This window comes from Duganella levis (assembly GCF_009857605.1).
In the GTDB taxonomy this organism is placed as follows: Bacteria; Pseudomonadota; Gammaproteobacteria; order Burkholderiales; family Burkholderiaceae_D; genus Rugamonas; species Rugamonas levis.
In genome coordinates, this window is the sequence record NZ_WWCT01000020.1 from 126479 (window position 1) to 149144 (window position 22666).

The 22666-nt window shown below is 62.0% G+C and carries 26 protein-coding genes; 15 read left to right on the top strand and 11 right to left on the bottom strand.

What is annotated here, in order from left to right; genetic code table 11:
• Window positions 1-5 precede the first annotated feature (5 nt).
• The 7 genes from GTP69_RS22140 to GTP69_RS22170 all read right to left on the bottom strand — a co-directional run bounded on the left by GTP69_RS22140 (window position 6) and on the right by GTP69_RS22170 (window position 6106).
• Entirely contained in the window at window positions 6-2126 is a 2121-nt protein-coding gene (locus GTP69_RS22140) for a sodium-translocating pyrophosphatase (RefSeq protein ID WP_161056890.1), read from the bottom strand.
• Between the two features lie 126 nt (window positions 2127-2252).
• Entirely contained in the window at window positions 2253-2909 is a 657-nt protein-coding gene (gene adk, locus GTP69_RS22145) for an adenylate kinase (protein WP_161056891.1), read from the bottom strand.
• 176 nt (window positions 2910-3085) lie between these two features.
• Window positions 3086-3832, bottom strand: coding sequence for a 3-deoxy-manno-octulosonate cytidylyltransferase (gene kdsB, locus GTP69_RS22150; RefSeq protein ID WP_161056892.1), 747 nt, complete (start codon window positions 3830-3832; stop codon window positions 3086-3088).
• A 1-nt stretch (window position 3833) separates the two neighbouring features.
• Window positions 3834-4010, bottom strand: a complete 177-nt coding sequence (locus GTP69_RS22155) for a Trm112 family protein (RefSeq protein WP_008446346.1) — start codon at window positions 4008-4010, stop codon at window positions 3834-3836.
• Window positions 3991-4977, bottom strand: coding sequence for a tetraacyldisaccharide 4'-kinase (gene lpxK, locus GTP69_RS22160; protein ID WP_308494453.1), 987 nt, complete (start codon window positions 4975-4977; stop codon window positions 3991-3993). The genes GTP69_RS22155 and lpxK overlap by 20 nt, the downstream gene beginning before the upstream one ends.
• Window positions 4978-5056: 79 nt before the next feature.
• Window positions 5057-5491 carry an ExbD/TolR family protein gene (locus GTP69_RS22165; protein ID WP_161056893.1) on the bottom strand — a complete coding sequence of 145 codons (435 nt, stop codon included), beginning with the start codon at window positions 5489-5491 and terminating at the stop codon, window positions 5057-5059.
• A 9-nt stretch (window positions 5492-5500) separates the two neighbouring features.
• Window positions 5501-6106, bottom strand: a complete 606-nt coding sequence (locus tag GTP69_RS22170; protein ID WP_161056894.1) for a MotA/TolQ/ExbB proton channel family protein — start codon at window positions 6104-6106, stop codon at window positions 5501-5503.
• A 1092-nt stretch (window positions 6107-7198) separates the two neighbouring features.
• Here GTP69_RS22170 and xseA point away from each other — a divergent pair.
• On the top strand, window positions 7199-8548 hold the full coding sequence (gene xseA / locus GTP69_RS22175) for an exodeoxyribonuclease VII large subunit (protein ID WP_161056895.1): 1350 nt from the start codon (window positions 7199-7201) through the stop codon (window positions 8546-8548).
• Here xseA and glk read toward each other — a convergent pair.
• A complete protein-coding gene (gene glk / locus GTP69_RS22180; protein ID WP_110846819.1) occupies window positions 8545-9537 on the bottom strand; it encodes a glucokinase in 993 nt (330 codons plus the stop codon). The two genes, xseA and glk, sit on opposite strands and share 4 nt — an antisense overlap.
• A gap of 252 nt (window positions 9538-9789) precedes the next feature.
• Between glk and GTP69_RS22185 the strand changes: the two genes are divergently transcribed.
• From GTP69_RS22185 to GTP69_RS22215, 7 genes are all read left to right on the top strand, one after another.
• Window positions 9790-10767 (top strand): LacI family DNA-binding transcriptional regulator, encoded by a 978-nt coding sequence (locus GTP69_RS22185; RefSeq protein ID WP_110846820.1) that lies wholly within the window; start codon window positions 9790-9792, stop codon window positions 10765-10767.
• Window positions 10768-10888: 121 nt separating this feature from the next.
• A complete protein-coding gene (sodB, locus tag GTP69_RS22190; protein ID WP_110846821.1) occupies window positions 10889-11467 on the top strand; it encodes a superoxide dismutase [Fe] in 579 nt (192 codons plus the stop codon).
• Window positions 11468-11529: 62 nt separating this feature from the next.
• Window positions 11530-12066, top strand: a complete 537-nt coding sequence (locus GTP69_RS31130) for an alpha/beta fold hydrolase (RefSeq protein ID WP_202424525.1) — start codon at window positions 11530-11532, stop codon at window positions 12064-12066.
• A gap of 66 nt (window positions 12067-12132) precedes the next feature.
• On the top strand, window positions 12133-12339 hold the full coding sequence (locus GTP69_RS22200) for a hypothetical protein (protein ID WP_161056896.1): 207 nt from the start codon (window positions 12133-12135) through the stop codon (window positions 12337-12339).
• Entirely contained in the window at window positions 12320-12634 is a 315-nt protein-coding gene (locus tag GTP69_RS22205) for a hypothetical protein (protein WP_161056897.1), read from the top strand. The genes GTP69_RS22200 and GTP69_RS22205 overlap by 20 nt, the downstream gene beginning before the upstream one ends.
• A gap of 54 nt (window positions 12635-12688) precedes the next feature.
• The gene (gene mgrA / locus GTP69_RS22210) at window positions 12689-13729 is read left to right on the top strand and encodes an L-glyceraldehyde 3-phosphate reductase (RefSeq protein ID WP_161056898.1); all 1041 of its coding nucleotides are present in this window, start codon (window positions 12689-12691) and stop codon (window positions 13727-13729) included.
• Window positions 13730-14632: a LysR family transcriptional regulator gene (locus tag GTP69_RS22215; protein WP_161056899.1), complete on the top strand. Its 903-nt coding sequence runs from the start codon at window positions 13730-13732 to the stop codon at window positions 14630-14632.
• An 8-nt stretch (window positions 14633-14640) separates the two neighbouring features.
• Here GTP69_RS22215 and GTP69_RS22220 read toward each other — a convergent pair whose 3' ends face one another.
• A complete protein-coding gene (locus tag GTP69_RS22220; RefSeq protein ID WP_229261091.1) occupies window positions 14641-14994 on the bottom strand; it encodes a hypothetical protein in 354 nt (117 codons plus the stop codon).
• A gap of 168 nt (window positions 14995-15162) precedes the next feature.
• Here GTP69_RS22220 and GTP69_RS22225 point away from each other — a divergent pair, with 168 nt between their 5' ends.
• Genes GTP69_RS22225 through GTP69_RS22255 form a run of 7 tightly spaced genes read left to right on the top strand, consistent with a single transcriptional unit; the run spans window position 15163 to window position 21568 of the window.
• A complete protein-coding gene (locus GTP69_RS22225) occupies window positions 15163-15435 on the top strand; it encodes a DUF4148 domain-containing protein (RefSeq protein WP_161056900.1) in 273 nt (90 codons plus the stop codon).
• A gap of 10 nt (window positions 15436-15445) precedes the next feature.
• Window positions 15446-16885, top strand: a complete 1440-nt coding sequence (locus GTP69_RS22230) for an efflux transporter outer membrane subunit (protein WP_371868061.1) — start codon at window positions 15446-15448, stop codon at window positions 16883-16885.
• A gap of 56 nt (window positions 16886-16941) precedes the next feature.
• Window positions 16942-17439, top strand: a complete 498-nt coding sequence (locus GTP69_RS22235) for a MarR family winged helix-turn-helix transcriptional regulator (protein ID WP_161056901.1) — start codon at window positions 16942-16944, stop codon at window positions 17437-17439.
• A 16-nt stretch (window positions 17440-17455) separates the two neighbouring features.
• Window positions 17456-19597 carry an FUSC family protein gene (locus GTP69_RS22240; protein ID WP_161056902.1) on the top strand — a complete coding sequence of 714 codons (2142 nt, stop codon included), beginning with the start codon at window positions 17456-17458 and terminating at the stop codon, window positions 19595-19597.
• A complete protein-coding gene (locus tag GTP69_RS22245; RefSeq protein WP_229261092.1) occupies window positions 19575-19787 on the top strand; it encodes a DUF1656 domain-containing protein in 213 nt (70 codons plus the stop codon). Before GTP69_RS22240 ends, GTP69_RS22245 begins: the two co-directional genes overlap by 23 nt.
• Window positions 19788-19815: 28 nt before the next feature.
• Window positions 19816-20676 carry an efflux RND transporter periplasmic adaptor subunit gene (locus GTP69_RS22250; protein ID WP_161056903.1) on the top strand — a complete coding sequence of 287 codons (861 nt, stop codon included), beginning with the start codon at window positions 19816-19818 and terminating at the stop codon, window positions 20674-20676.
• Entirely contained in the window at window positions 20669-21568 is a 900-nt protein-coding gene (locus GTP69_RS22255; protein WP_161056904.1) for a LysR family transcriptional regulator, read from the top strand. Before GTP69_RS22250 ends, GTP69_RS22255 begins: the two co-directional genes overlap by 8 nt.
• Here GTP69_RS22255 and GTP69_RS22260 read toward each other — a convergent pair.
• Both GTP69_RS22260 and GTP69_RS22265 read right to left on the bottom strand, forming a co-directional pair.
• Window positions 21565-22311 (bottom strand): SDR family oxidoreductase, encoded by a 747-nt coding sequence (locus GTP69_RS22260; protein ID WP_161056905.1) that lies wholly within the window; start codon window positions 22309-22311, stop codon window positions 21565-21567. The two genes, GTP69_RS22255 and GTP69_RS22260, sit on opposite strands and share 4 nt — an antisense overlap.
• Entirely contained in the window at window positions 22312-22644 is a 333-nt protein-coding gene (locus GTP69_RS22265; RefSeq protein ID WP_161056906.1) for a hypothetical protein, read from the bottom strand.
• Window positions 22645-22666: the final 22 nt, after the last annotated feature.

Genomic DNA, 22666 nt, shown 5'->3' on the forward strand with positions numbered 1-22666 from the left:
TAACGTTACTGAGGCGCTGGTGGCGGTGGTGCCGGCATCTCGTTCGGCGCCGGCACAATCACCGGTATCGGCGCCGGGACCGACACCGCCAGCCAGCCGGACGCCGGCAACAGCGGCACCAGCAGCAAGGCCACGATATTGATGATCTTGATCAGCGGATTGACCGCCGGCCCAGCCGTGTCCTTGTACGGGTCGCCGACCGTGTCGCCGGTCACGGCTGCCTTGTGCGCATCCGACCCCTTGCCGCCGTGGTGGCCGTCTTCGATGTATTTCTTGGCGTTGTCCCAGGCGCCGCCGCCGGTGGTCATGGAAATCGCCACGAACAGGCCGGTGACGATGGTCCCCATCAGCATGCCGCCCAATGCGGCCGAACCCAGCAGCATGCCGACCAGGATTGGCACCACCACCGGCAGCAGCGACGGCACGATCATTTCCTTGATCGCCGACGCGGTCAGCATATCGACCGCCTTGTCGTACTCCGGCTTGGCCGTGCCTTCCATGATGCCCTTGATGTCGCGGAACTGGCGGCGCACTTCCACCACCACCGCGCCGGCCGCGCGCCCCACCGCTTCCATCGCCATGGCGCCGAACAGATACGGAATCAGGCCGCCGATGATCAGGCCGACGATCACCATCGGATTCGACAGATCGAACGTAATCGCGCGTCCGGCCGACTCCAGCGCATGCGTGTAATCGGCAAACAGCACCAGCGCCGCCAGCCCGGCCGAGCCGATCGCATAACCCTTGGTGACGGCCTTGGTGGTATTGCCGACCGCATCCAGCGGATCGGTAATCGCGCGCACCGATTCCGGCATGCCCGCCATTTCGGCGATGCCGCCAGCGTTATCGGTGATCGGGCCGTAGGCGTCCAGCGCCACCACAATACCGGCCATCGACAACATGGCCGTGGCGGCAATCGCCACCCCGTACAACTGCCCCAGCTGGTAAGACACCAGAATCGCCGCGCACACCGCCAGCACCGGCCACGCTGTCGACTTCATCGACACGCCCAGGCCGGCAATGATGTTGGTGCCGTGGCCGGTGGTCGAGGCTTCGGCGATGTGCTTGACCGGGTGGAAGTCAGTGCCGGTGTAATATTCGGTGATGTAGACCATCAGCCCGGTCAGCACGATGCCGACCACGGTGCAGCCAATCATCCGGATGCGCATGGTCTCGTCCGGCCATAACTGCCAGGTCACCACCACGAAGCCGATCAGCGACAGCCCGGCCGCCCACCACAGTCCGGTGTACAGCGCCGACATGATCTTCTTGCCCGGCCTGGCCTTGACCATCGAGCAGCCGATGATGGAGGCGATGATGGACACAGCTCCCAGCAGCAGCGGATACACCACCGCCGTGGTCCCGGCCGAACCCATCAGCAGCGCGCCGAGCAGCATGGTGGCGATCAAGGTCACCACATAGGTTTCGAACAGATCGGCCGCCATGCCGGCGCAATCGCCGACGTTATCGCCGACGTTATCGGCAATCACCGCCGGGTTGCGCGGATCGTCCTCGGGAATCCCGGCCTCCACCTTGCCAACCAGATCGGCGCCGACGTCGGCGCCTTTGGTAAAGATGCCGCCACCCAGTCGCGCAAAGATCGAAATCAGCGACGCGCCAAACGCCAGCCCGATCAACGGCTCAATAATCTTGTGCAGATCGTAGCCAGGCGTCAGGCCCGCCACCAAAAACAGATAGAACAGCACCACGCCGAGCAAGCCCAGTCCCACCACCAGCATGCCGGTGATGGCGCCGCCCTTGAAGGCAACGTTAAGCGCCTCGTTCATGCCCTTGGTCGCCGCCTGCGCGGTGCGCACATTTGCGCGCACCGAGACGTTCATGCCGATAAAGCCGCAGGCGCCGGACAGCACCGCGCCGATCAGGAAACCGATCGCGGTATTCACGTCTCGAAAAACTCCCAGGAGGATGAGCAGCACCACGCCGACGATGGCGATGGTGCGATATTGGCGCGCCAGGTAGGCGGCGGCGCCTTGCTGGATAGCCAGCGCGATTTCCTGCATGCGCGGATTGCCCGCATCCTGTCGCAAAATCCAGCTGCGCGACCAGAGTCCATACACCACGGCGAGAATGCCGCAGGCCACTGCAAACCATAAGCTGGCTGCCATATTGTCCCCTTTATTTTTGTTTAGTAAGCCTACAAACCACACTTCACGTGCGAACTGCAAAACTTCAAAAATTCAGGATGGCACTGGCGAAAAAAAGCGGACCATCGGTCCGCTCTACTTTACAGCTTATTTCGACAGCGCGGCAAACGCTGCATCGCGAATTTCCTCAACGGGGCCGACGCCCTCGATGCGGCGATATTTCGGTGCGCCAGCCTGGCCCGATTGGGCCCAGTCATTGTAGTAACCCAGCAGCACTTCGGTCTGGTTGTGATACACGTCCAGACGTTTCTTGACCACTTCCGCCTTGTCGTCGTCACGTTGCACCAGGTCTTCGCCGGTGACATCGTCCTTGCCTTCGACTTTAGGCGGGTTGAATTTGACGTGGTAGACGCGGCCCGAGCCTGGGTGGCAACGGCGGCCGTCGATACGCTCGATGATCGATTCGTCCGGCACGGCGATTTCCAGCACGTAGTCCACAGCGACGCCACTGTCTTTCATGGCGTCAGCCTGCGCGATGGTGCGCGGGAAGCCGTCGAACAGGTAGCCGTGCGCGCAGTCAGGCTGCGTCAGACGGTCCTTGACCAGGCCGATGATGATGTCATCCGATACCAGACCACCAGTATCCATCACCTTTTTGGCCGCCAGGCCCAGCTCCGTGCCAGCCTTGATGGCCGCGCGCAGCATGTCGCCGGTGGAGATTTGCGGGATGTTATATTTTTCTTTGATGAAGTTAGCCTGAGTGCCTTTGCCGGCACCTGGTGCTCCTAAAAGAATAAGACGCATGAAAAATTCCTAAAAAACAGATATGGGTATGGTTAGTAAGTATCGGATCGTACGAAACTTACCACAAAACTTAGTTTGAACGCCAATTTAGAGCCGATATACCGTATGAATATCGCACAGTTACAGTCGTTATATCAGGGGTAGCTGACGGGCGGCTGACGTTCTTTTGATATAAATCAATAGTACTGACGCACGCGCTCCAGGTCTTCCGGCGTATCAACTCCGGGCGCCGGGGCGGCATCGGTCACGTGGACGGCGATCGGATAACCGTGCCACAACACGCGCAACTGCTCCAGCGCTTCGATCGATTCCAGCGGCGACACTTGCAGCGCCGGGTAGGCTTGCAGGAAGTCGTTGCGGTAGGCGTACAGCCCGATGTGACGCAGCGGCACGTAACCGGTCGGCAGCGTTTCCTTGGACTGCGCAAAGGCGTCGCGGTTCCACGGTATGGTCGCGCGCGAGAAATACAAAGCCCGGCCAGCCTTGTCCAGCACTACTTTCACCACATTGGGGTTGAAGGCGTCGGCAACGTCGTGCAGCGGATGGGCGCAGGTCGACATCGGCACCTCGGCGCCGATGCGGGCGGCGGCAGCTTGCAGCAGCGCCGGGTCGATCAGCGGTTCATCCCCTTGCAGGTTGACTATGACGGCGTCGGCCGGCAGGTTGAGCGCGCGCGCCACTTCGGCGATGCGGTCGGTGCCGGACGGATGGTCGGAGCGGGTCATGCACACTTCCACGCCGTGCTGCTCACAGGCGGCCTGGATGTCGGGATGGTCGGTGGCGACAATGATGCGCGTGGCGCCGGACTGCTGGGCGCGCTCGGCGACGCGCACCACCATCGGCTTGCCGCCGAGGTCGGCCAGCGGCTTGTTCGGCAGCCGGGTCGAGGCCAGGCGGGCCGGAATGATGACGATGAAAGACACTTTATTCGGCCTTGTCCTGCAAGGTGCGCGCCTCGTCGGCCCACATGATGGGGATGCCGTCACGGATCGGATAAGCCAGGCGGTCGCCTTTGCAAATCATTTCCTGGGCTTTTTTATCGTACTCCAGAGGGCCTTTGCAGACCGGGCATACCAGGATATCAAGCAATCGAGCGTCCACGACATTTCTCCACAATTTGGTCGGCCAGCGCGCGGTCGATGCGCGCTGTTACCGGGACGACCCACAAGCGGGGATCGTCTCTGAGTTCTTCAATTTGCGCACATTTTACTGCATCCTTCTCCGTCATCAAGATCAGGTCGGCATTGAGTGCGGCAAATGGACGGTCCTGGAAGTCGTGATGGTCGGGGAGTGGCAGTTCAATGACGTGCAGGCCGGCGGCCTTCAGCATGCCGAAAAAGCGCGCCGGGTTGCCGATGCCGGCCGCTGCGGCGATACGCAGGCCGTCACGCCCGGCGTCCGCCGCCAGTTCGGACAGGGTGCGGCGCTGGGCGCGATCGCGTAGTTGCTCGGCGACGTCGCCGGCCAGCGTCATCTGCACCGGAGCGCGGTCCGCGCCTACTGCGGCGGTCAAACCAGCCGTCAGCTGCGGCGTGTTAATGACTGTAAAGTCGCGCCGGCGGCTGACCGGTTCGCGCAACGGCCCGGCCGGCAGCAGCCAGCCATTGCCCGCCCCACGGCCGTCAAACAGGATGATTTCCACATCGCGTTGCAGCTTGTAGTGCTGCAAGCCGTCGTCGGTCAACAGGATGTTCACATCGGGATGCGCGGCCAGCAGCGCCAGGCCGGTGGCGGCACGATCGCGTCCCACCATTACCGGCGCACCGGTGCGCTGCTTGATCAGCAAGGGTTCATCGCCCACCTGCGCCGGCGTCGAGGCTGCGCTTACTTCGCGCGCGCCCTCTTCCGAACTGCCAAAGCCACGCGAAATCACCCCCGGCCGCATGCCCGCCGCTTGCAGCGCCTGCACCAGCCAGATCGTCAGCGGCGTTTTGCCCGTGCCGCCGATGTAGATGTTCCCCACCACCACCACCGGCACCGGCAACCGCGACGACTTCAGCACGCCAGCGCGAAACAACGCCATGCGCAGCCCGCTCAGCGCCCGAAACACCAGCGACATCGGCCACAACGCACAAGCCAGCGGCCCGCGCCGCAGCCAGTTACGGGTCAGCGTCGCCTCCAGTCCAGATTCCTTCTGCGCCGACACCTTATTTGCCGCCACCGGTTTGCGCCGCAAAAGTCAGTTTTTCGTAGCCGGCAATGCGCGCGGCTTCCATCACGTTGATGACCATCTGGTGCATGGCGAACTGGTCGGCATTGACGATCACCACCGGCGATTTGCCGGCGTCGCCGCCCTTGCCCGCCGCCTCGCGCATCGCCTGCGCAAAACCGTTCACATCACGGAACGAGACCGGCTCGCCGTTGATGGTGTAGTTGCCCTTGGCGTCCACCGTCACGTTCAGCTCGAACGGCTTGTCGGTGGCCTTCTGCGCGTCGGCAGTCGGCAGCGTGATCTGCAATTCGGTGAACTTGCTGTAGGTTGTGCTGACCATCAGGAAAATCAGGATCACCAGCAGCACGTCGATAAACGGGATCAGGTTGATCTCCGGATCCTCGCGGCGCTGGCCTTTGCGGAAGTTCATGATCCGTCCTTACTTGCGCTTGCTGTGAACGATGTCGACAAACTTCACCGCCTGCTGTTCCATGTCGATGATGAAGCTGTCCACCAGCGCGCGGAAGTGGCGGTAGAACACCAGCGTCGGCATCGCGATCGCCAGGCCGAAGCCGGTGTTGTACAAGGCCACCGAGATGCCGTGCGCCAGCGCCGCCGGATTGGAACCGGCCGCGTTCTGCGAACCGAAGATCTCGATCATGCCGACCACCGTACCGAACAGGCCCATCAGCGGCGCCAGCGTGGCGATGGTGCCCAGCGTGGTCAGGAAACGCTCCAGCGTGTGCGCCACGCCGCTGCCCGCCTCTTCGATGGATTCCTTCATCACATCGCGCGGCGCGTCCACATTGCGCAGCGCCGACGACAGCACGATGCCCAGCGGCGAACTTTTTTCCAGCTTGTCGATGATGTCGGGGGTGATGTGGTTGCTGCGGTAGACCTGCACCACCTCGTCCAGCAGCTTCTTCGGCAGGATCTTGCTGCGGCGCAGATACAGCAAGCGTTCGATGATCAGGGCGGTTGCGACGATGGAAGCAATCAACAGTAACCAGATAGGCCAACCTGCAGCTTGGAATATGGCGAGCAAAACGAACTCCTGTGTAGAAAATCGATACTTGAATGGCGCAATGTATCGTGTTGGGCGAAACTCAGCAAGTGTCTGGCGGAGTTCTCAACATTTTCTGTGGACAATGATGTGTGCAAGACCATCGCTTACTTCCTAAGTGGTTGATCCACAAGGAAATAGTTACCACGCTTAAAAATCACGCAGGCAAGCACAGTTAATCACAGTTATGCCCACATTCTGTGGACAACGTTGTGAGCAAAGAACACCAACTATGACTAAGCAATTGATTTATAAGGATATTTTTATCCTGCGCAAAAATAACGCATGCTTTTGGCCGGTAAAACAGCCTGTGCACTTCCTCACATTAACTGTGGAAAAGATTGTGCGCAAGCCTTCCCATAACGTGAAATGTCGTTGATTTCAAAGGAATTTTTTACATTGAGTAAAAATGTGGCAGCAGGCTGTTTTCGGCCTGTTTTCGGGGCGAAAACGGGCTTATCCACCGGTCCGGGCCGGAAAGCGATCAATCGCTTTCAACTATCGCCGCCAACTGTGCACTTCTGCACATTTTATGTGGATAAGATTGTTAGCAAGGCGCAAGTTACAAATCCAAGTCATTGATTTGTAATAATTTTATTGCCATGCGTAAAAATCTAGCACGGCATTTGGTGCAGGTCCAATGGGCCGGAAACGCCTGTCACCTATCCGTTCGGGATATTCACTTCCCCACGCAAATCCGGGACAACTTCAGAGTTTTGCACAAATTCTGTGGATAAAAGTGTGTGAAACCATGCATAGCCCACCTTAAGTCATTGATTCGTCACAATATAATTTCCGTGCGCAAATTTTAAGCATGATAAAATCAACAACAAGAAAAAGGCTATCGCTCACTGAAGTTTCACACATCTTTTGTGGATAACTTTGTGTGTAACCACCATGGGTAATGGCAAAGTGCTTGATCCATAAGGGTTTTTCCTCTGTGCACGCAAATACGGCAGAAATGTTTACCCTTTAAAATCAGTCATTTATCTATAATACCTACCGCTTTAGATGCTCTGTGACCGCTGTGTGACCAAACGCACATAGTGTGGATAGTTTCCTTTTTTGAAATCTATGAACCTCGACGACAGTAACGATTCCGCCCCGACCGGCGCTCCGGTCATCACCGTCAGCGCGCTGAACCATGCGGTGGCGCGGCTGCTGGAACGCTCTTTTCCACTGACGTGGATTTCCGGTGAAGTGTCCAACTTCACCAAGGCGGCATCGGGCCACTGGTACTTCACGCTGAAGGATGACGGCGCGCAAGTGCGGGCGGTGATGTTTCGCGGCCGCGCGCAGTACGCCAATTTCATACCGCGCGAGGGCGACAAGGTTGAGGTGCGGGCGCTGGTCACGTTGTATGGCGCGCGCGGCGATTACCAGATCAATGTGGAAGGCATCCGCCGCGCCGGTGTCGGTTCGCTGTTCGAGGCCTTCCAGCGGCTGAAGGAAAAGCTCGATGCGGCCGGCCTGTTCCATGCGGACCGCAAGCGCGCGCTGCCGATGTTTCCACGCACGGTGGGCATCGTCACCAGCCCGCAGGCGGCGGCGCTGCGCGATGTGCTGACGGCGCTGAAACGGCGCGCGCCGCATGTGCAGGTGGTGCTGTATCCAACGCCGGTGCAGGGCCAGTTGGCGGCCGAGAAGATTGCGGCGGCCATCGATACGGCCTCGCTGCGCGGCGAGTGCGATGTGCTGATTGTGTGCCGGGGCGGCGGCAGTATCGAGGATTTGTGGTCGTTCAATGACGAGGAAGTGGCGTACGCGGTGGCCAATTGCCGCATGCCGGTGATTTCCGGCGTCGGCCACGAGACCGATTTTACGATCTGCGATTTTGCCGCCGACTTGCGCGCCGCCACGCCGACCGCAGCGGCGGAACTGGCGGTGACGCCGCGCGCGGACTGGATCGGTTCGCTGAAGGCCGACGTGATCGATCTGCGCCGCGCCATGCGCCGCGCGGTCAACGATGCGGAGCAGACGCTGGACGGCTACACGCGCCGCCTGCTGAACCCGAGCGCGCAGATCGAACAGCAGCGCCACAAGCTGCGTGCGCTGGCCACGGCAATGACGCACGCCAACCGCGCCCCCCTGTCGCAGGCGCGGCATCAGCTGGATCGTTTGAGCGGCCGTCTGGGCGCGCGCAGGCCGGAGGTGACGGCCGCGCGCTCGGTACTGACCAGCTTGCAGCATCGGGCAGCGATCAGCATCCAGACACGCGTCAGCCAGCAGCGCGATGCGCTGGCGGCATTGGCGTCGCAACTGGAACTGTTGAATCCCCAGCGCACGCTGGAGCGTGGCTACGCCATCATCACAGACGACAAAGGCACCGTCATGCGCGCACCGTCGCAACTGAAACCAAGCAGCACCGTCACCGTGCGCCTGGCCGAAGGCAGCGCACAGATCGGCATCGACTCCGTCAGCTAGGCGGCGGACAACATCGCCGACATGCCGATCAGCACAGGGTATTGTTCGGTGATGACATAGGTGGGGATATGCGCCAGGTAATCGGAAAAGCGGCCCTTCTGCTCGAAGCGTGCGCGGAAACCTGAGCGTTCGAAGAACTCGCTCATCTTCAGCACCGTGCGGCCGCCGATGTAGATACCGCCTTTGGCGCCCAGGGTCAGCGCGACGTTGCCGGCCACCGTGCCCAGCATCTCGCAGAACGCCAGCAAGGTCTCCTCGCACACCGGATCGAGCCGGTGCACGCCGCGCTCCATGATCTCGGCCGTGCCCAGATTCTGCGGCTCAACCCGCGCCCGTTCGCACAGCGCCCGGTACACCAGCGCCAGCCCGATGCCGGACACCAGCCGCTCGCTCGACACATGCTCGTGATAACGCCGCGCATAGCGCAGGATATCGATCTCGCGCTCGTTCATCGGTGCGAAAGTGGCGTGGCCGCCCTCGCTATCGATGGCGATCCAGCGGTCGCCGGCCGGCACCAGGCCGGACACGCCCAGCCCCGCATCCGCCCCCACCAGGCCGATGGTGGCGCCACTGCGGATGATGCCACCGCCAACCTGGTGCTTGTGCTCCGGCGCCAGGTAGGGCAAGGCGCTGGCCAGCGCGGTGAAGTCGTTCACCACCACCAGCGATTTCAGACTGAATTGCGAACACACCGCCTCAATCGAGAACGACCAGTGGTGGTTGGTCATGGTGACCCAGTCGCCGTCGATCGGGTTGGCGATAGCGATGCCGGCGAAACGCGCCTGGTAGCCGCCCGCCGCCACCGTGGCCGGCTGCGACAGGTAGGCCACCATGGCCGCGCCCAACGTCGGATAGGCGGCGCACTCGGCGATCCAGATTGCCTCAATCTGGTTGGGCGCCGTTTCCAATCCAAAGCTGGCGCTGCTGCCGCCAATGTCGGCCAGGATGCGCGGGCCGTGCGCGAGGTGCGAAAATGAATCGCGTTTCATGTCTCTTCCCGTTCTGTCTCTTGTGTTCTAGCTCTGGCGGCTTAATTATATGTCACGTGTTGTTATGAAAACGATTTCAAGCCGCTTTTTTCATTAAATACCGCCACCTGCAGAAAGTCAATCTGCCAGGAGTATTCAAATTGCCTGACAGGTGGAGAATTTATGGTAACCTTCTGCGAAAAGGTTTTCATAACTACATCGACAGGTAATACTTTGGCAGACACTTCCCACTCCTCCGGCCCATCAACCTTGATGGATGTTGCACGCCAGGCGGGAGTGTCGCCCAGTACGGTTTCCCGGATTCTGAACGGCACCGCCAAGGTGTCGGACGACAAGCGCCAGGCGGTGCTGGCCGCCATCGCGCAGATGAATTTCGCCCCCAACCAGATGGCACAGGGCCTGAAAAAAGGCTGCTCGATGACCATCGGCATCGTGGTGCAGGATATCTCCTCGCCATTCTTTGACGAAACACTGCGCGGCGTCGATGACGGCCTGAAAGGCACCGGCTACGCCTCGGTGATCGTCAGCGGTCACTGGAATGCGGAAGAGGAAACCGACCGCATCCGCCTGCTGCTGGCGCGCAAGGTTGACGGCATCATCTTGCTGTCGGGCCGCATCGGCGACGAGGCGGTGCTGGCGTTTTCCGGCCAGCGGCCGATCGTCTCCACCGGCCGCGCGCTGCATACCCGCAGCGCGCTCGGCTTCAAGATGGACAATGAATACGGCGCCTATCTGGCGGTGCACCACCTGATCGAACTGGGCCACCGCGAGATCGCCTTCATTTCCGGCCCCGCCAACAATATCGACGCCAACGAGCGTCTGGCCGGCTATCAGCGCGCCTTGCAGGAAGCCGGGATCGCGGTCGATCCGAACCTGATCGTCGAGGGCAATTACCACGAGGCCAGCGGCATGCTGGCCATGAACCGCCTGTTCGATACGCATCAGCAATTTACCGCCGTGTTTGCCGCCAATGACCTGAGCGCCTATGGTGCGCGGCTGGCCCTGTACCGCAAGGGCATCCGCGTGCCGGACGATATCTCGCTGGTCGGCTTCGATGATTTGCCCGGCTCGTCGTACACCACGCCGCCGCTGACCACCATCCGCCAACCACTGTACGACATCGGCCGCATCGCCACCCAGGCCTTGCTGCGCATCATCAACGGCGAGGAAGCGCGCGGCGAAGTGCCGCCGCTGGAGCTGATCGTGCGCGAAACCACGCGCCGCCGCTAAGTAAAGTATCCACACGAATCCGGGGTGATTTCAGCAGGGACGGCGTAACCGCTTTACAATAATGATCGTTTCGCCAAAAATACCCGGTTTTCAAAAACCAACTCACACCAAAGGAAGAACAATGGAACATACTCTGCCACCTCTGCCATATGCCATCGACGCCCTGGCGCCTGCCATCTCGCAAGAAACGCTGGAATACCACTACGGTAAGCATCATCAAACGTATGTCACCAACCTGAACAACCTGATCAAAGGTACCGAGTTCGAAAACCTGTCGCTGGAAGAAATCGTCAAGAAATCGTCGGGCGGCATCTTCAACAATTCGGCCCAGGTATGGAACCACACCTTCTTCTGGAACAGCCTGACCCCAACCGGCAAAGGCGCACCAGACGGCGCGCTGGCTGACGCCATCAACGCCAAGTGGGGTTCGTTCGACAAGTTCAAGGAAGAGTTCACCAAGTCGGCCGTTGGCAACTTCGGTTCGAGCTGGACCTGGCTGGTGAAAAAAGCCGACGGTTCGCTGGACATCGTCAACACCTCGAACGCCGCTACCCCGCTGACCACCGATGCCAAAGCGCTGATCACCGTCGACCTGTGGGAACACGCTTACTACATCGACTACCGCAACGCGCGTCCAAAATTCCTGGAAACCTTCTTCAAGCTGGCCAACTGGGACTTCGCTGCCGCCAACTTCGCCTGAGCGATTCCGGCAGCGTAATGAAGAGCCCGCTTTGATGCGGGCTTTTTTTTGGGGAGAACATGATGAACACGCTCAGTCACTGTAAATGCCTGGCCGCCACACTCGCCCTGCTGGTCACAACCGCCACGGCGCAGACCGATGCCGGACCCGCCGGGGGTGCTGCGCGCGGCGCGTATATCTCGCCGCTGCTGCCGGGAAGCCATCAGGTCAGCCTCAACGGCATCCCCACCCATTACCAGGTGAGCGGCGAAGGGCCGCTGCTGGTGATGCTGTCGCCATCATGGGAAACCGTTTCGGCCGAGCTGTCGAAAAGCTTCACGCTGGTAGCGTACGACGTGCCGGCCAGCGGCGACCAGCCGACTGCCGATCACCTCGAAGCACTGCGCCGTTACCTGAAGCGCGAACAGATCGACTTACTCGGCTATGCGCAAGGCAGCGAACTGGCCATCGCCTACGCCTCCCGTTATCCAGACCGCGTGCGAAAACTGGTGCTGGTCGACAGCCGGCCACTCATCAAACCCCGCACGCTGGTGATCTCCGCTGACAGCAGCCACTTCGTCAAGGATGTCTCCGGCTTCCTGCTGGACAGTGGCTTTTAACCTTGGTTTGCGCGGCGACAAAGCTTGGACAGCGTGCTAGGATATCTTCGCAAGACGGAGGACGTCATGAAAAAGCTACCTGACCACGAAATTGATCCCAACCTCGGCAAGCCGCCGAAGGGCGCCGTTTTTGAGCGCCGTCCAATCCATGCGCACGATATCGATTGGGAACTCCATCGCAAGCTGTTAGAGACCCGCGCATTCAAGGCCGCAACGCCTGAGGACTTTGACCGCATCATAGCCGAGCTCAGAAATGAGCAGGGTAAAGTTTGATGTGGAAAGCGACGGACGATTTCTAGACTCAGTTAAGGATCTTGGCACTGCGTCAGCAACGCGTGTTCTGCTGAAGCTTAAGCAGATGAACGATTGCGTCCCGTGGACTGCAATGCTGCGGGAGTATCGCTGGCATGAAATTGTCCTCGCCCCGACAGACGGCTTCCCGGGTGGCAATCGTTTGTTTAGCTTCGTTCTCTACTTCTCACCCGATGAGGCTTATGAAATCGTCGCTCACAATTATGCGCCGCCTGAAGTGGTGTGCGTCCTGGCGCGCGTAACCAGGCTGGTGTGAAGTTGTCGCGGCGCGACTATAATCGTTGGACTCAACCTAACCCGGAGACCTTCGATGACCTATCTCGCCGCGCCGCACCGTTACGATGACATGCTGTACCGCACCTGCGGCCGCAGCGGGCTGAAATTGCCGGCGATGTCGCTCGGGTTGTGGCACAACTTTGGCGACACCAATACCCTCGCCTCCCAGCGCGAAATGCTGCGCACGGCGTTTGACCTCGGCATCACCCACTTCGACCTGGCCAACAACTACGGCCCGCCGTACGGCTCCGCCGAAGCCAATTTCGGCCACCACTTCAAGCAGGATTTCAAACCTTACCGCGATGAGCTGATCATCTCCACCAAGGCCGGCTGGGATATGTGGCCCGGCCCTTACGGCCAGGGCGGCGGTTCGCGCAAGTACGTGCTAGCTAGCCTCGATCAGTCGCTGCACCGCATGGGTCTCGATTACGTCGATATCTTCTACTCGCACCGCTTCGACCCGGACACGCCGCTGGAAGAAACCATGGGCGCGCTGGCGCATGCGGTCCAGCAGGGCAAGGCGCTGTATGTGGGCGTGTCGTCCTACTCGGCCGAGAAGACCGCCGAAGCTGCGCGTCTGCTGAAGGAGTGGAAGGTACCATGCCTGATCCACCAGCCGTCCTACAATATGCTGAACCGCTGGATCGAGACCGAAGGTCTGCTCGATACGCTCGGCCAGGAAGGCATCGGCTGCATCACCTTCACCGCGCTGGCGCAGGGCATCCTCAGCGACAAATACCTGAACGGCGTGCCGGCCGATGCGCGCGTCAACCGTCCCGGCGGCGGTTCGCTGCTGCCGTCGCACCTGAGCGAAGCCAATCTGGAACGCGTGCGCGGCCTGAACGAAATCGCCAAACGGCGCGGCCAGACGCTGGCGCAAATGGCGCTGGCCTGGGTGCTGCGCGACGAACGCATCACCTCGACGCTGATCGGCGCCAGCAATGCCACGCAAATCCGCGAGAACGTGGCGGCGCTGCAGAACCTGTCCTTCAGCGCGGAAGAGCTGGCGCAGATCGATGCGCAGGCACAGGAAGGCGCCATCAACTTGTGGGCCGGTTCGTCGTCGCATAAATAAATGGACCGTTTCAATGCCATGCGCATTTTCACCCGCATCGTCGAGCTGGAAAGTTTCAGCAAGGCGGCGGAGGATTTGCAGATACCCGCCGCCACCGCCACCTACACCATCAAGCAGCTGGAGGCGCGGCTGGGTGTGCGCTTGTTGCAACGGACCACGCGCCACGTCAGCACCACGCTGGACGGCCAGGCTTATTACCAGCGCTGCGTGCGCATCCTGGCCGACGTGGAGGAAACCGAGGCGGGTTTCGGCAACAGCGGCGTGGCGCCGCGCGGCAAGCTGCGCGTGGATTTACAGGGGACGCTGGCGCAGCATTATGTGCTGCCGCGATTGAAGGAATTCTTCGCGCGCTATCCGGAGATGGAACTGGAAATCGGCATGGGCGACCGCCTGGTCGACCTGGTGCGCGATGGCGTCGACTGCGTGCTGCGGGTAGGCGAGTTGCGCGACTCCAGCATGGTGGGCCGGCGCGTCGCCAGCCTGCAGCAGGTCACCTGCGGCAGCGCCGCTTATTTTGAACAATACGGCACGCCGCTCACGCTGGACGACCTGCAGACGCAAGGCCACCGCGCGGTGAACTTCTTCTCGTCCAGCACCGGCAAACTGTTCCCATTCGATTTCATCGTCGACGGCGAAGAGCGCAGCATCACCCTGCCCGGTAACGTGTCGGTTGCCAGCGCCGAGGCGTATGCGGCCTGCTGCACGCACGACCTCGGCCTGGTGCAAGCGCCACGCTACCACCTCGACCAGCAACTGCGCAGCGGCGCCTTGCGCGAAGTGCTGGCGCAATGGCGTCCGCGGCCGATGCCGGTATCGGTGCTGTACCCACAACAACGCCAGCTGTCGCCGCGCGTGCGGGTGTTTGTCGACTGGCTGAGCGACGTGATGAGCGTCGCTACCTAATGAGCTAGTCAGGTGATGCGCGACCAGTCGCGGCGCTCTTCGCGTGGCGGCTGCGGCGGCACGTCGCGCTCAAGATCTTCGTCTTCCGGCACGGCCTCGTGGAATTCTCCGTCCACCAGGGGCATCGTCTCGACCCGGTCGAAGCCGATATCACTGCCCTCTTCGCCCATGCCGACGCCGGCGCGCTCGCCGGTGCCTTCGGCATCGGTATCGCTATCGAGTTCGCTATCCGGTTCGCCGGTCACATCGCTGCCGCTGTCGGAGTTGTCGCTCGGGCCCAAAGCGCGCGTGCCGTGGCCGCGTCCTAATACACGGTCGGTGCCTGCGGGAATGTTGTCCGGGTCCAAAGTGCTGTCAGCCATGATCGCCTCCTTGCCATAAAAATCACATTACAACACAGTTCGTGCCCCAGTTCGGTGCGCCGCACCGCATAAGGCTGCGCATAAACGCTATCGTGCCCATAGGAATTTTTTACTTTACAAATGTAATATTCATCTCTATAGTTATATTTATCGAAAACGGAGAACATCATGAGCACAACCATCAAACACCTGCTGAGCGCCGCCGCTACCGCCGCCTTTGCGATCGCCGCCACCGCGACCACCGTCACCAACGCCTTTGCCGAAGAACCAGCGGCACCGGCCGCGCCAGTCGCCAAAACCGCCAAGGCCGAAGCCCCTGTGGGCAAAACCCGCGCCGAAGTGCAGGCCGAATACCTGGAAGCACGCAAAAACGGCACGCTGCTGGAAACCGAAGCCGACTTCGACGTCGCCCAGACCCGCAAACAGGTTGTAAAACACTAAGCATCCGACCGTGAACCAGCTCTCGTCCCGCTTTGCTGTTCCCATGCTTGCCTGCGCGCTGGCCGTACTAGCCGGCTGCGCCGACATGGGTAACATCAAGCCGCAAGCCACCCAGCTCAAGCCCGCCGAACTGAATCCGGGCCGGGCCATCGCCGCCGCCAGCGAAAACATCGCCTGGCCGGACGAGCGCTGGTGGGAAGCGCTGCACGACGAGCAGCTGAATCAACTGGTGAACGCCGCGCTGAGCGACAACCCGAATCTGCGCGCCACGCTGGCCCGCGTGCGTCAGGCCGAAGCCCTGGCCGGTGTCGCCAAAGCCGCAACGCTGCCGCGCGTGGACGCCTCGGCTTCGGCCGACCGCGAGTTGTACTCGGCGCACAGTACGATCCCCGCGCCACTGGCCGGGAACTACGCGTGGAAGAACACAGCCACGCTATCCGGTTCCTACGATCTGGATCTGTGGGGTCGCAATCGCGATGCGCTGGCCGCTGCGCTGGACGACGTCCACATGGCCGCCGCCGAGTCGCAAATGGCGCGCCTGACGCTGGAGACCTCGATCGTCCGCAGCTACATCCAGCTGTCGCTGGAGTACGCGTTGCAGGACAGCGTGGCCGACAACCTGGCGCAGCGCCAGCGCATCCTGGAGATCACGCGCCGCCGCAAGGCCGCCGGTCTGGCCAGCGATATCGATGTAACGAGCATAGAGACCACGCTGCCGGCCGGCCGGCGCGAGCATGAGCAATACGGCGAAGCCATTGCCCTGCTGCGCAACCAGCTGGCGGCCCTGATCGGCAAAGGACCGGGCGACGGTGACACGATCGCCCGGCCGACGCTGGCCCTCAAGGAAGGCCACGGCGCCACCGTGCCATCGACACTGCCGGCGGAACTGGTGGGCCGCCGTCCCGACATCGTGGCGCAGCGCTGGCGCGTGGAAGCGGCCGGCGCCCGCATCGACGGCGCCAAGAAGGATTTTTACCCGAACATCAACCTGGCGGCGTTTGTCGGCATGCAGTCGCTGGGCTTTGGCCACTTCCTCGACGCCGGCTCGCGCATGCGCGGCATCACCCCGGCCATCAGCCTGCCGGTGTTTGAAGGCGGCCGCCTGCGCAGCCAGCTGGGTAACCAGACCGCCGTGTACGACGGCGCGGTCGAGCAGTACAACGCCACCGTAATCCAGGCCATGTCGGACGTCGCCAACGCGGTGGTGAAAATTGAATCGGTCAAAGAGCAGGATAAACTGGCGCAACGCGCGCTGGAATCGGCACGCCGTCAGCAGCATCTGTCCGAGCAGGCCTACCGCGCCGGCCTGACCGATACGCTGAACGTGATCAACGCTCAACTGACATTGTTGAACGAGCAGCAGCAGGTGGCGCAAGTGGCCAGCAAACAGCTGGATAATTACGCTTTATTGATGTCGGCGCTCGGCGGAGGCATTAAACTGGATTTTTGATTGACACTTTAAATAGTACAATCAGTCCTTTCTAAAAAAATATCATAGGAGTGGCAATGAGTAGTTTTGAAGCGACTAAAAAGCGCCTTAAAAATATCCATGGCCGAATACCGGAGTTCCCTGAGGAGTTGATGCGGCTGTTGCGCATGACTTACCACATCCAGAAACGGATGAAAGATTTAAGTAACGCCGCACTGCGCAAATATGAGCTGGTAGACGCCAGCTACATGGTGCTGGCGGTGCTATACGGTTCGGACAATGAGACCTCGACCGCGTCCACGCTGGGTGAGGCTTGCATGGAAAAGCCGGCCAACCTGACGCGCGTCTGCAATGACCTGGAAGCCCAGGGCCTGATCACGCGCGGCAACCGGCCCGGCGATCGCCGTTGCGTGATGATCTCGCTGACGGACGCCGGCCGTGCGCTGGCCGAGAAAGTGCTGCCGGAAGTCTGGAGCACCACCACCCGCGCCTATGATGGCTATAGCGCGGAAGAAGTGAAACTGTTGGAAGGCCTGCTGAAACGGCAGCTCGATAATTTAGAAGCAATTACCTAGTAGATCTCCAGACCACATGAACGCCTCTCCCGCCGCCTCGCCCTCTCCGGACCACAGCGCGGCGCGCAGAGCGTTCAACTGGCTCAAAGCCGAAACCAGCGCCTGGGCCGGCACCGATGGCCAGCGCTGGATGTTCGTCGCCAAGGCCATGCTGGCCTCCTTCTCGGCCCTGTGGCTGGCCTTCCGCCTCGGTCTGGATGCTCCTTACACCGCCCTCGCCACCACCATCGTGCTGGCCCTGCCCAGCAGCGGCATGGTGCTGGAAAAAGCCCTGCACCGTTTTCTCGGCACGCTGGTCGGCTGTTCGGCCGCGCTGGCGCTGGTGGCGCTGTTCCCGCAATCGCCGCCGGTGCTGTTCCTCGGCCTGGCGCTGTGGGTGGCGCTGTGCACCGGCGGCGCCGCCATGCACCGCAACCAGCAGTCGTACAGTTTTGTATTGGCCGGCTACACCGCCGTGATGATCGCCGTGCCGTCGGTCGATGCGCCGTCCGGCGTGTTCACGCTGGCCGTCACCCGCGTGACCGAGGTTAGCCTCGGCATCATTTGCTCGGCGGTGGTGCACGACGTATTCTTCCCGCGCCGTCACTCGGGCGCCGTGATGCGCACCGTGCAGGCGCGCTACGCCGGCTTCATCGGCTTTTGCCGCCAGGTGCTGGAGCACCGTATCACACCGGCCGACGCGGAGCTGAGCCACCTGAAGTTCGCCGCCGATATCGCCGCGCTGGAATCGGGCCGCGCCGCAGCCTTCTTTGAAGCCGGTCATTCGCGCTCGCAAACGCGCCAGCTGCATGCCTTCAATGCCGCCTTCATGACGGCGCTGACCACCTTCTACACCTTGCATCGCCTGAGCGACCGCCTGCGCGCAGCCGGCGCAGGCCCGGTGCTGGCGCTGGTGGAACCGATGTACGCCCATCTGGCGCAGGCCATGAGCGAGGAACTGACGCCGGCCCGGCTGGCGCAGATGCGCAACAAGCTGGCCGACGACAGTACCGCCGCGCGCGCGCAGCTGGCCGCCGGCCCCGAGCTGGAACGCGCGCAGCAGATCGACTTCGACACGGCGGTGGAACTGCTGCAGCGCTTCGCCGGCGACCTGGCCGATTTCGCCGCGCTGTATCACGGCCTGGCGCAGCAGAAGCGCCAGCAGGTCAGCGATCCCGGCGCCTATTCGCCCAAGACGCCGCCCGCCATCATCGTCGCCAGCGGTTTCCGCGCCGGCGCCACGCTGCTGGTGACGGCCGCCATGTGGTACTGGCTGGCGTGGCCGGCCACCGTCAACGCCATTCTGATGGCGACCATTTTCTGCGCGCTGGCGTCGTCGTCACCGCGCCCGACCGCGCTGGTGCAGCAGGTGGCGATCGGCTTCATCATCGCCATGCCGCTGGCCTTCATCACCGAATTCTTCATGGTGTCCAAGGCCGACAGCTACTGGCCGATGGTGCTGGCCGCGCTGCCGCTGTTTTCACTGGCGGCCTGGCTGACCAGCAGTTCGCGCTGGTCCGGCGTGGGCATCGGCATGGGCATGTTCTCCGCCACACTGGTGGTGCCGGCCAATCTAATGCACTACGACGTCGAATCCTTCATCAGCAACGAACTGGCGCTGACCATGGGCGTGGTGGTGGCCTTCCTGATGTTCAAGGTGGTGCTGCCGGAGCACACGATGGGCCATCGCGGCCACGTGGCGGCGGCGTTGTGGCGCGAGGCGCAGAACGCCTGCCGCGCGCGCCTGCACCGCCTCAAGCGCCGCTTCGACAACCGCGTGCGCGACTTGCTGAGCCAATTGAACGCCACCGCCGGCCCGGTGCCGGATGCCGCCACCCGCGCCGTAGTGCGCCAAGGTTTGACCTTGCTGGAGCTTGGCCACGCCGCCATCGAACTGCGCCAGCTGATCGCCGCCTCGCATGCCGGCAATGCGCGCGACAGTCTGGAAACGGTGCTGCGCCAGCTGGCCGCCTATCTCGACGCGCCATCGGCCGCCACCGGCCAGGCCACGCTGGACGCCGTGCTGCAAGCCGGGACGGCGGTGCGCGCCGCGCTGCCGGACGCCCATCCCGAGCGCCGCGCGCGGCTGCATATGGCCCTCACCGACCTGCATTCCATTTACACTTCCTTGCTGGACCAGCTTTCAGGAGAACCGCATGTTCCAACATCTGCCGCGTGAAGTCGATTTTTTCGGCGTGCTGCTGCCCGGCGTGCTGCCGGTATTCCTCCTCAGCGCCGTGCTGCAACTGGTGCTGGACGCGGTGCTGAGCCACGTCGGCGCCTACCGCAACAGCTGGCACCCGGCGCTGGTGCGGCTCTGCATGTTCGTCTGCATCTTCAGCACCTTGCTGGTCACGCTGTACAAATAACACCTTCATTTTTCCGTGAGAGCCTTCTGTGAGCGCATCTAAAATCTTCCGTTTTTGTCTGACCATGCTGTTGCTGGGCGCCGCGCTGTTTGCCGGCCGCACCGCCTGGGACCATTACATGGAATCGGCCTGGACCCGCGACGGCCGCGTCAAGGCCGACGTCATCACCATCAGCGCCGATGTCTCCGGCATCGTCACCGAAGTGCTGGTGCACGACAACCAGCTGGTGCAAAAAGGCGATGTGCTGTTCGTGATCGACAAGGCACGCTATGAAAACGCGCTGCTGCAATCGAAGGCGCTGCTGGCGTCGCAGCAAGTGGAAAAAGGCCGCCGCACCAGCGAAGCCAAACGCCGCGCGGACCTGGACAGCTCGATCGTCTCGGCCGAAAGCAAGGAGACCGCGCAGGCGGCCGTTGGCACCGCGTCGGCGCAATACCAGGCCGCCGTCTCCGCGCGCGACCTGGCGCAGCTGAATGTGGAACGCACGGAGGTGCGGGCGCCGGTGACCGGCTACGTCACCAACCTGAATGTGTACGCGGGCGATTTCGCCGCCATCGGCGCCGCCAAGCTGGCGCTGATCAACGCGTCGTCGTTCTACGTGGTAGGCTACTTCGAAGAGACCAAACTGCCGCTGCTGAAGGTGAACGACAAAGTGGAAATCCATATGATGAGTGGCCAGGCCGTGCTGCAAGGCCATATCGAAAGCATCGCGCGCGGCATTACCGACCGCGATGCGAACCTGGGCCGCGAACTGCTGGCCGACGTGAACCCGACCTTCAACTGGGTGCGGCTGGCGCAGCGCGTGCCGGTGCGCATCCACATCGATGCCAAACCGAAAGACCTCGACCTGGTGGCAGGCACCACCTGCACGGTAGTCATCCATGGATAGCCAGGTAATACGTCTGTTCCTCGACGCCGCGCAGCTGGGCAGCTTTTCCGCTGCGGGCCGCAAGCAAGGCATGTCGCCGGCGGCGGCCAGCGCCAGCATCCAGCGGCTGGAAGCATCGTTGCAGGTCAAGCTGTTCGAGCGCACCACGCGCCAGCTGCGGCTGACCGAGGAAGGCAGGCTGTATCGCCACTTCAGCGAACAGGCGATGGCGCTGATGGCGGAGGCGGAATCCAGCCTGCACGCCGGCACCGACAGTGTGCGCGGCATGGTGAAGATTTCGGCGCCATCGGACTTGGGCCGCAATGTGCTGATGCCGATGCTGGACGCGTTCCGCGCGCAGTATCCCGAAGTGCAGTACGCGCTGACGCTGAGCGACAATACCTCGAACATGGTGCAGGACGATATCGACCTGGCGCTGCGCTATGGCCAGCTGGCCGACAGTGAAATGGTGGCGCGCGTGCTGGCGCCGAGCCGGCGCGTGGTATGCGCGGCGCCGGCGCTGATCGCGCAGACCGGCGGCCCGGTCCTGCCGGAAGACCTGGCCGACCTGCCGACGCTGGTGCTGGTAACAGCGCTCGGCCCGATGCAGGACTGGCGCTATTGCAGCAACGACGACGCCGACGAGCGCCTGTCGGTACGCGTGCGCCGCACGCAGCAGAGTAATGACGGTGAAATCATCCGCAAGTGGGCAATTGCGGGCCAGGGCTATGCCTACAAATCGATCCTGGATATTTCGGATGACCTGCGCTGCGGACGGCTGGCGACGGTGCTGGACGAATACTTCACCGACAGCGCGCCGCTGAATATTCTCTACCACCGCAACCGCTATCAACCTCCGCGCATCGCCCTGCTCATTGCGTTTTTGATGCAGCGCTTTGCGGACCTGGCCTAGCGCGCGCCGCCGGCGTCGATGATGGCGCCGCTGACGTAGGAAGACTGCTCGCTGAGCAGCCACAGGATGGTTTCGGCGATTTCTTCCGGCTGGCCGCCGCGTCCGAGCGGCACGCTGGAGGCCAGCTTGTCGACGCGGTCCGCATCGCCGCCGCTGGCGTGGATCTCGGTGTAGATAATCCCCGGCCGCACGCAGTTGACGCGGATGCCTTCCGGGCCGACTTCTTTGGACAAGCCGAGCGTCAGCACATCCACCGCGCCTTTGGACGCCGCGTAGTCGACGTACACATTGCCGCCGCCATGGCGCGACGCGCCCGACGACACGTTGACGATGCCGCCGCCCTGACCGCCGCGCGCGGTGGACATGCGCCGCACCGCCTCGCGGCTGCACAGGAAGTAGCTCAGAACATTGGTATTCAACACGCGCTGCAGGCGTTCGGCCGACATATCGGCCAGCTTGCCCTGCTGTTCCAGTACGCCGACGTTGTTGACCAGCGCCGTCAACGTTCCCAGTTCAGCGTCGATGGCGGCGAACAGGCGCAGCACATCGGCCTCAATGCCGACGTCCGCCTGCACCGCGATGGCCTCGCCGCCCTCCGCCACGATCTGCGCGCGCAGGCGCTCGGCGGCGGCGGCGTTGCTGACGTAGTTGATGCACACCGCATAGCCGCGCCGGCTGGCCAGCAGCGCGGTCGCGGCGCCGATGCCACGGCTGCTGCCGGTCACCAGGAGCACTTGCTTCATTTACTTCTCAGGGCTGAGGTGGGACATCGCATACGTCAGATGTTCCCACCAGTGATCGCGCGACTGCACGCTGCGCAGGCACTTTTTATCCAGCTCAGTTTTGAAGACCGGGTCGCGGCACTGCTTGGTGATCAGCGCATTGCGCTGGTTCTCGGCGTTCACCAGGGCCACGCTCATCCACAGGATCAGCCCCAGGAACACAATCACCAGGCTCCACGCCACGTGGTTGACGTAGGACCATTCAAACAAGGTCTCCAACGCAGGCGAAGATTCCTTGTAAATCTTCATGACCTGCTGCTCGGCCTCTTCACGATCGTTGCGTGGAAATTTCATTGCCCTACCCGTCCTTCCTTGA

Excerpts from the sequence above, each read along its gene's own strand:
- GTP69_RS22215 (WP_161056899.1), top strand. The coding sequence starts at position 13,730 with ATGGACCGTTTCAATGCCATGCGCATTTTCACCCGCATCGTCGAGCTG.
- GTP69_RS22165 (WP_161056893.1), bottom strand. The coding sequence starts at position 5,491 with ATGAACTTCCGCAAAGGCCAGCGCCGCGAGGATCCGGAGATCAACCTG.
- GTP69_RS22235 (WP_161056901.1), top strand. The coding sequence starts at position 16,942 with ATGAGTAGTTTTGAAGCGACTAAAAAGCGCCTTAAAAATATCCATGGC.
- GTP69_RS22220 (WP_229261091.1), bottom strand. The coding sequence starts at position 14,994 with ATGGCTGACAGCACTTTGGACCCGGACAACATTCCCGCAGGCACCGAC.
- GTP69_RS22140 (WP_161056890.1), bottom strand. The coding sequence starts at position 2,126 with ATGGCAGCCAGCTTATGGTTTGCAGTGGCCTGCGGCATTCTCGCCGTG.
- glk (WP_110846819.1), bottom strand. The coding sequence starts at position 9,537 with ATGAAACGCGATTCATTTTCGCACCTCGCGCACGGCCCGCGCATCCTG.
- GTP69_RS22225 (WP_161056900.1), top strand. The coding sequence starts at position 15,163 with ATGAGCACAACCATCAAACACCTGCTGAGCGCCGCCGCTACCGCCGCC.
- GTP69_RS22185 (WP_110846820.1), top strand. The coding sequence starts at position 9,790 with ATGGATGTTGCACGCCAGGCGGGAGTGTCGCCCAGTACGGTTTCCCGG.
- GTP69_RS22255 (WP_161056904.1), top strand. The coding sequence starts at position 20,669 with ATGGATAGCCAGGTAATACGTCTGTTCCTCGACGCCGCGCAGCTGGGC.
- GTP69_RS31130 (WP_202424525.1), top strand. The coding sequence starts at position 11,530 with ATGAACACGCTCAGTCACTGTAAATGCCTGGCCGCCACACTCGCCCTG.
- mgrA (WP_161056898.1), top strand. The coding sequence starts at position 12,689 with ATGACCTATCTCGCCGCGCCGCACCGTTACGATGACATGCTGTACCGC.
- GTP69_RS22245 (WP_229261092.1), top strand. The coding sequence starts at position 19,575 with ATGTTCCAACATCTGCCGCGTGAAGTCGATTTTTTCGGCGTGCTGCTG.
- GTP69_RS22265 (WP_161056906.1), bottom strand. The coding sequence starts at position 22,644 with ATGAAATTTCCACGCAACGATCGTGAAGAGGCCGAGCAGCAGGTCATG.
- GTP69_RS22240 (WP_161056902.1), top strand. The coding sequence starts at position 17,456 with ATGAACGCCTCTCCCGCCGCCTCGCCCTCTCCGGACCACAGCGCGGCG.
- GTP69_RS22205 (WP_161056897.1), top strand. The coding sequence starts at position 12,320 with ATGAGCAGGGTAAAGTTTGATGTGGAAAGCGACGGACGATTTCTAGAC.
- xseA (WP_161056895.1), top strand. The coding sequence starts at position 7,199 with ATGAACCTCGACGACAGTAACGATTCCGCCCCGACCGGCGCTCCGGTC.
- GTP69_RS22200 (WP_161056896.1), top strand. The coding sequence starts at position 12,133 with ATGAAAAAGCTACCTGACCACGAAATTGATCCCAACCTCGGCAAGCCG.
- GTP69_RS22260 (WP_161056905.1), bottom strand. The coding sequence starts at position 22,311 with ATGAAGCAAGTGCTCCTGGTGACCGGCAGCAGCCGTGGCATCGGCGCC.
- sodB (WP_110846821.1), top strand. The coding sequence starts at position 10,889 with ATGGAACATACTCTGCCACCTCTGCCATATGCCATCGACGCCCTGGCG.
- adk (WP_161056891.1), bottom strand. The coding sequence starts at position 2,909 with ATGCGTCTTATTCTTTTAGGAGCACCAGGTGCCGGCAAAGGCACTCAG.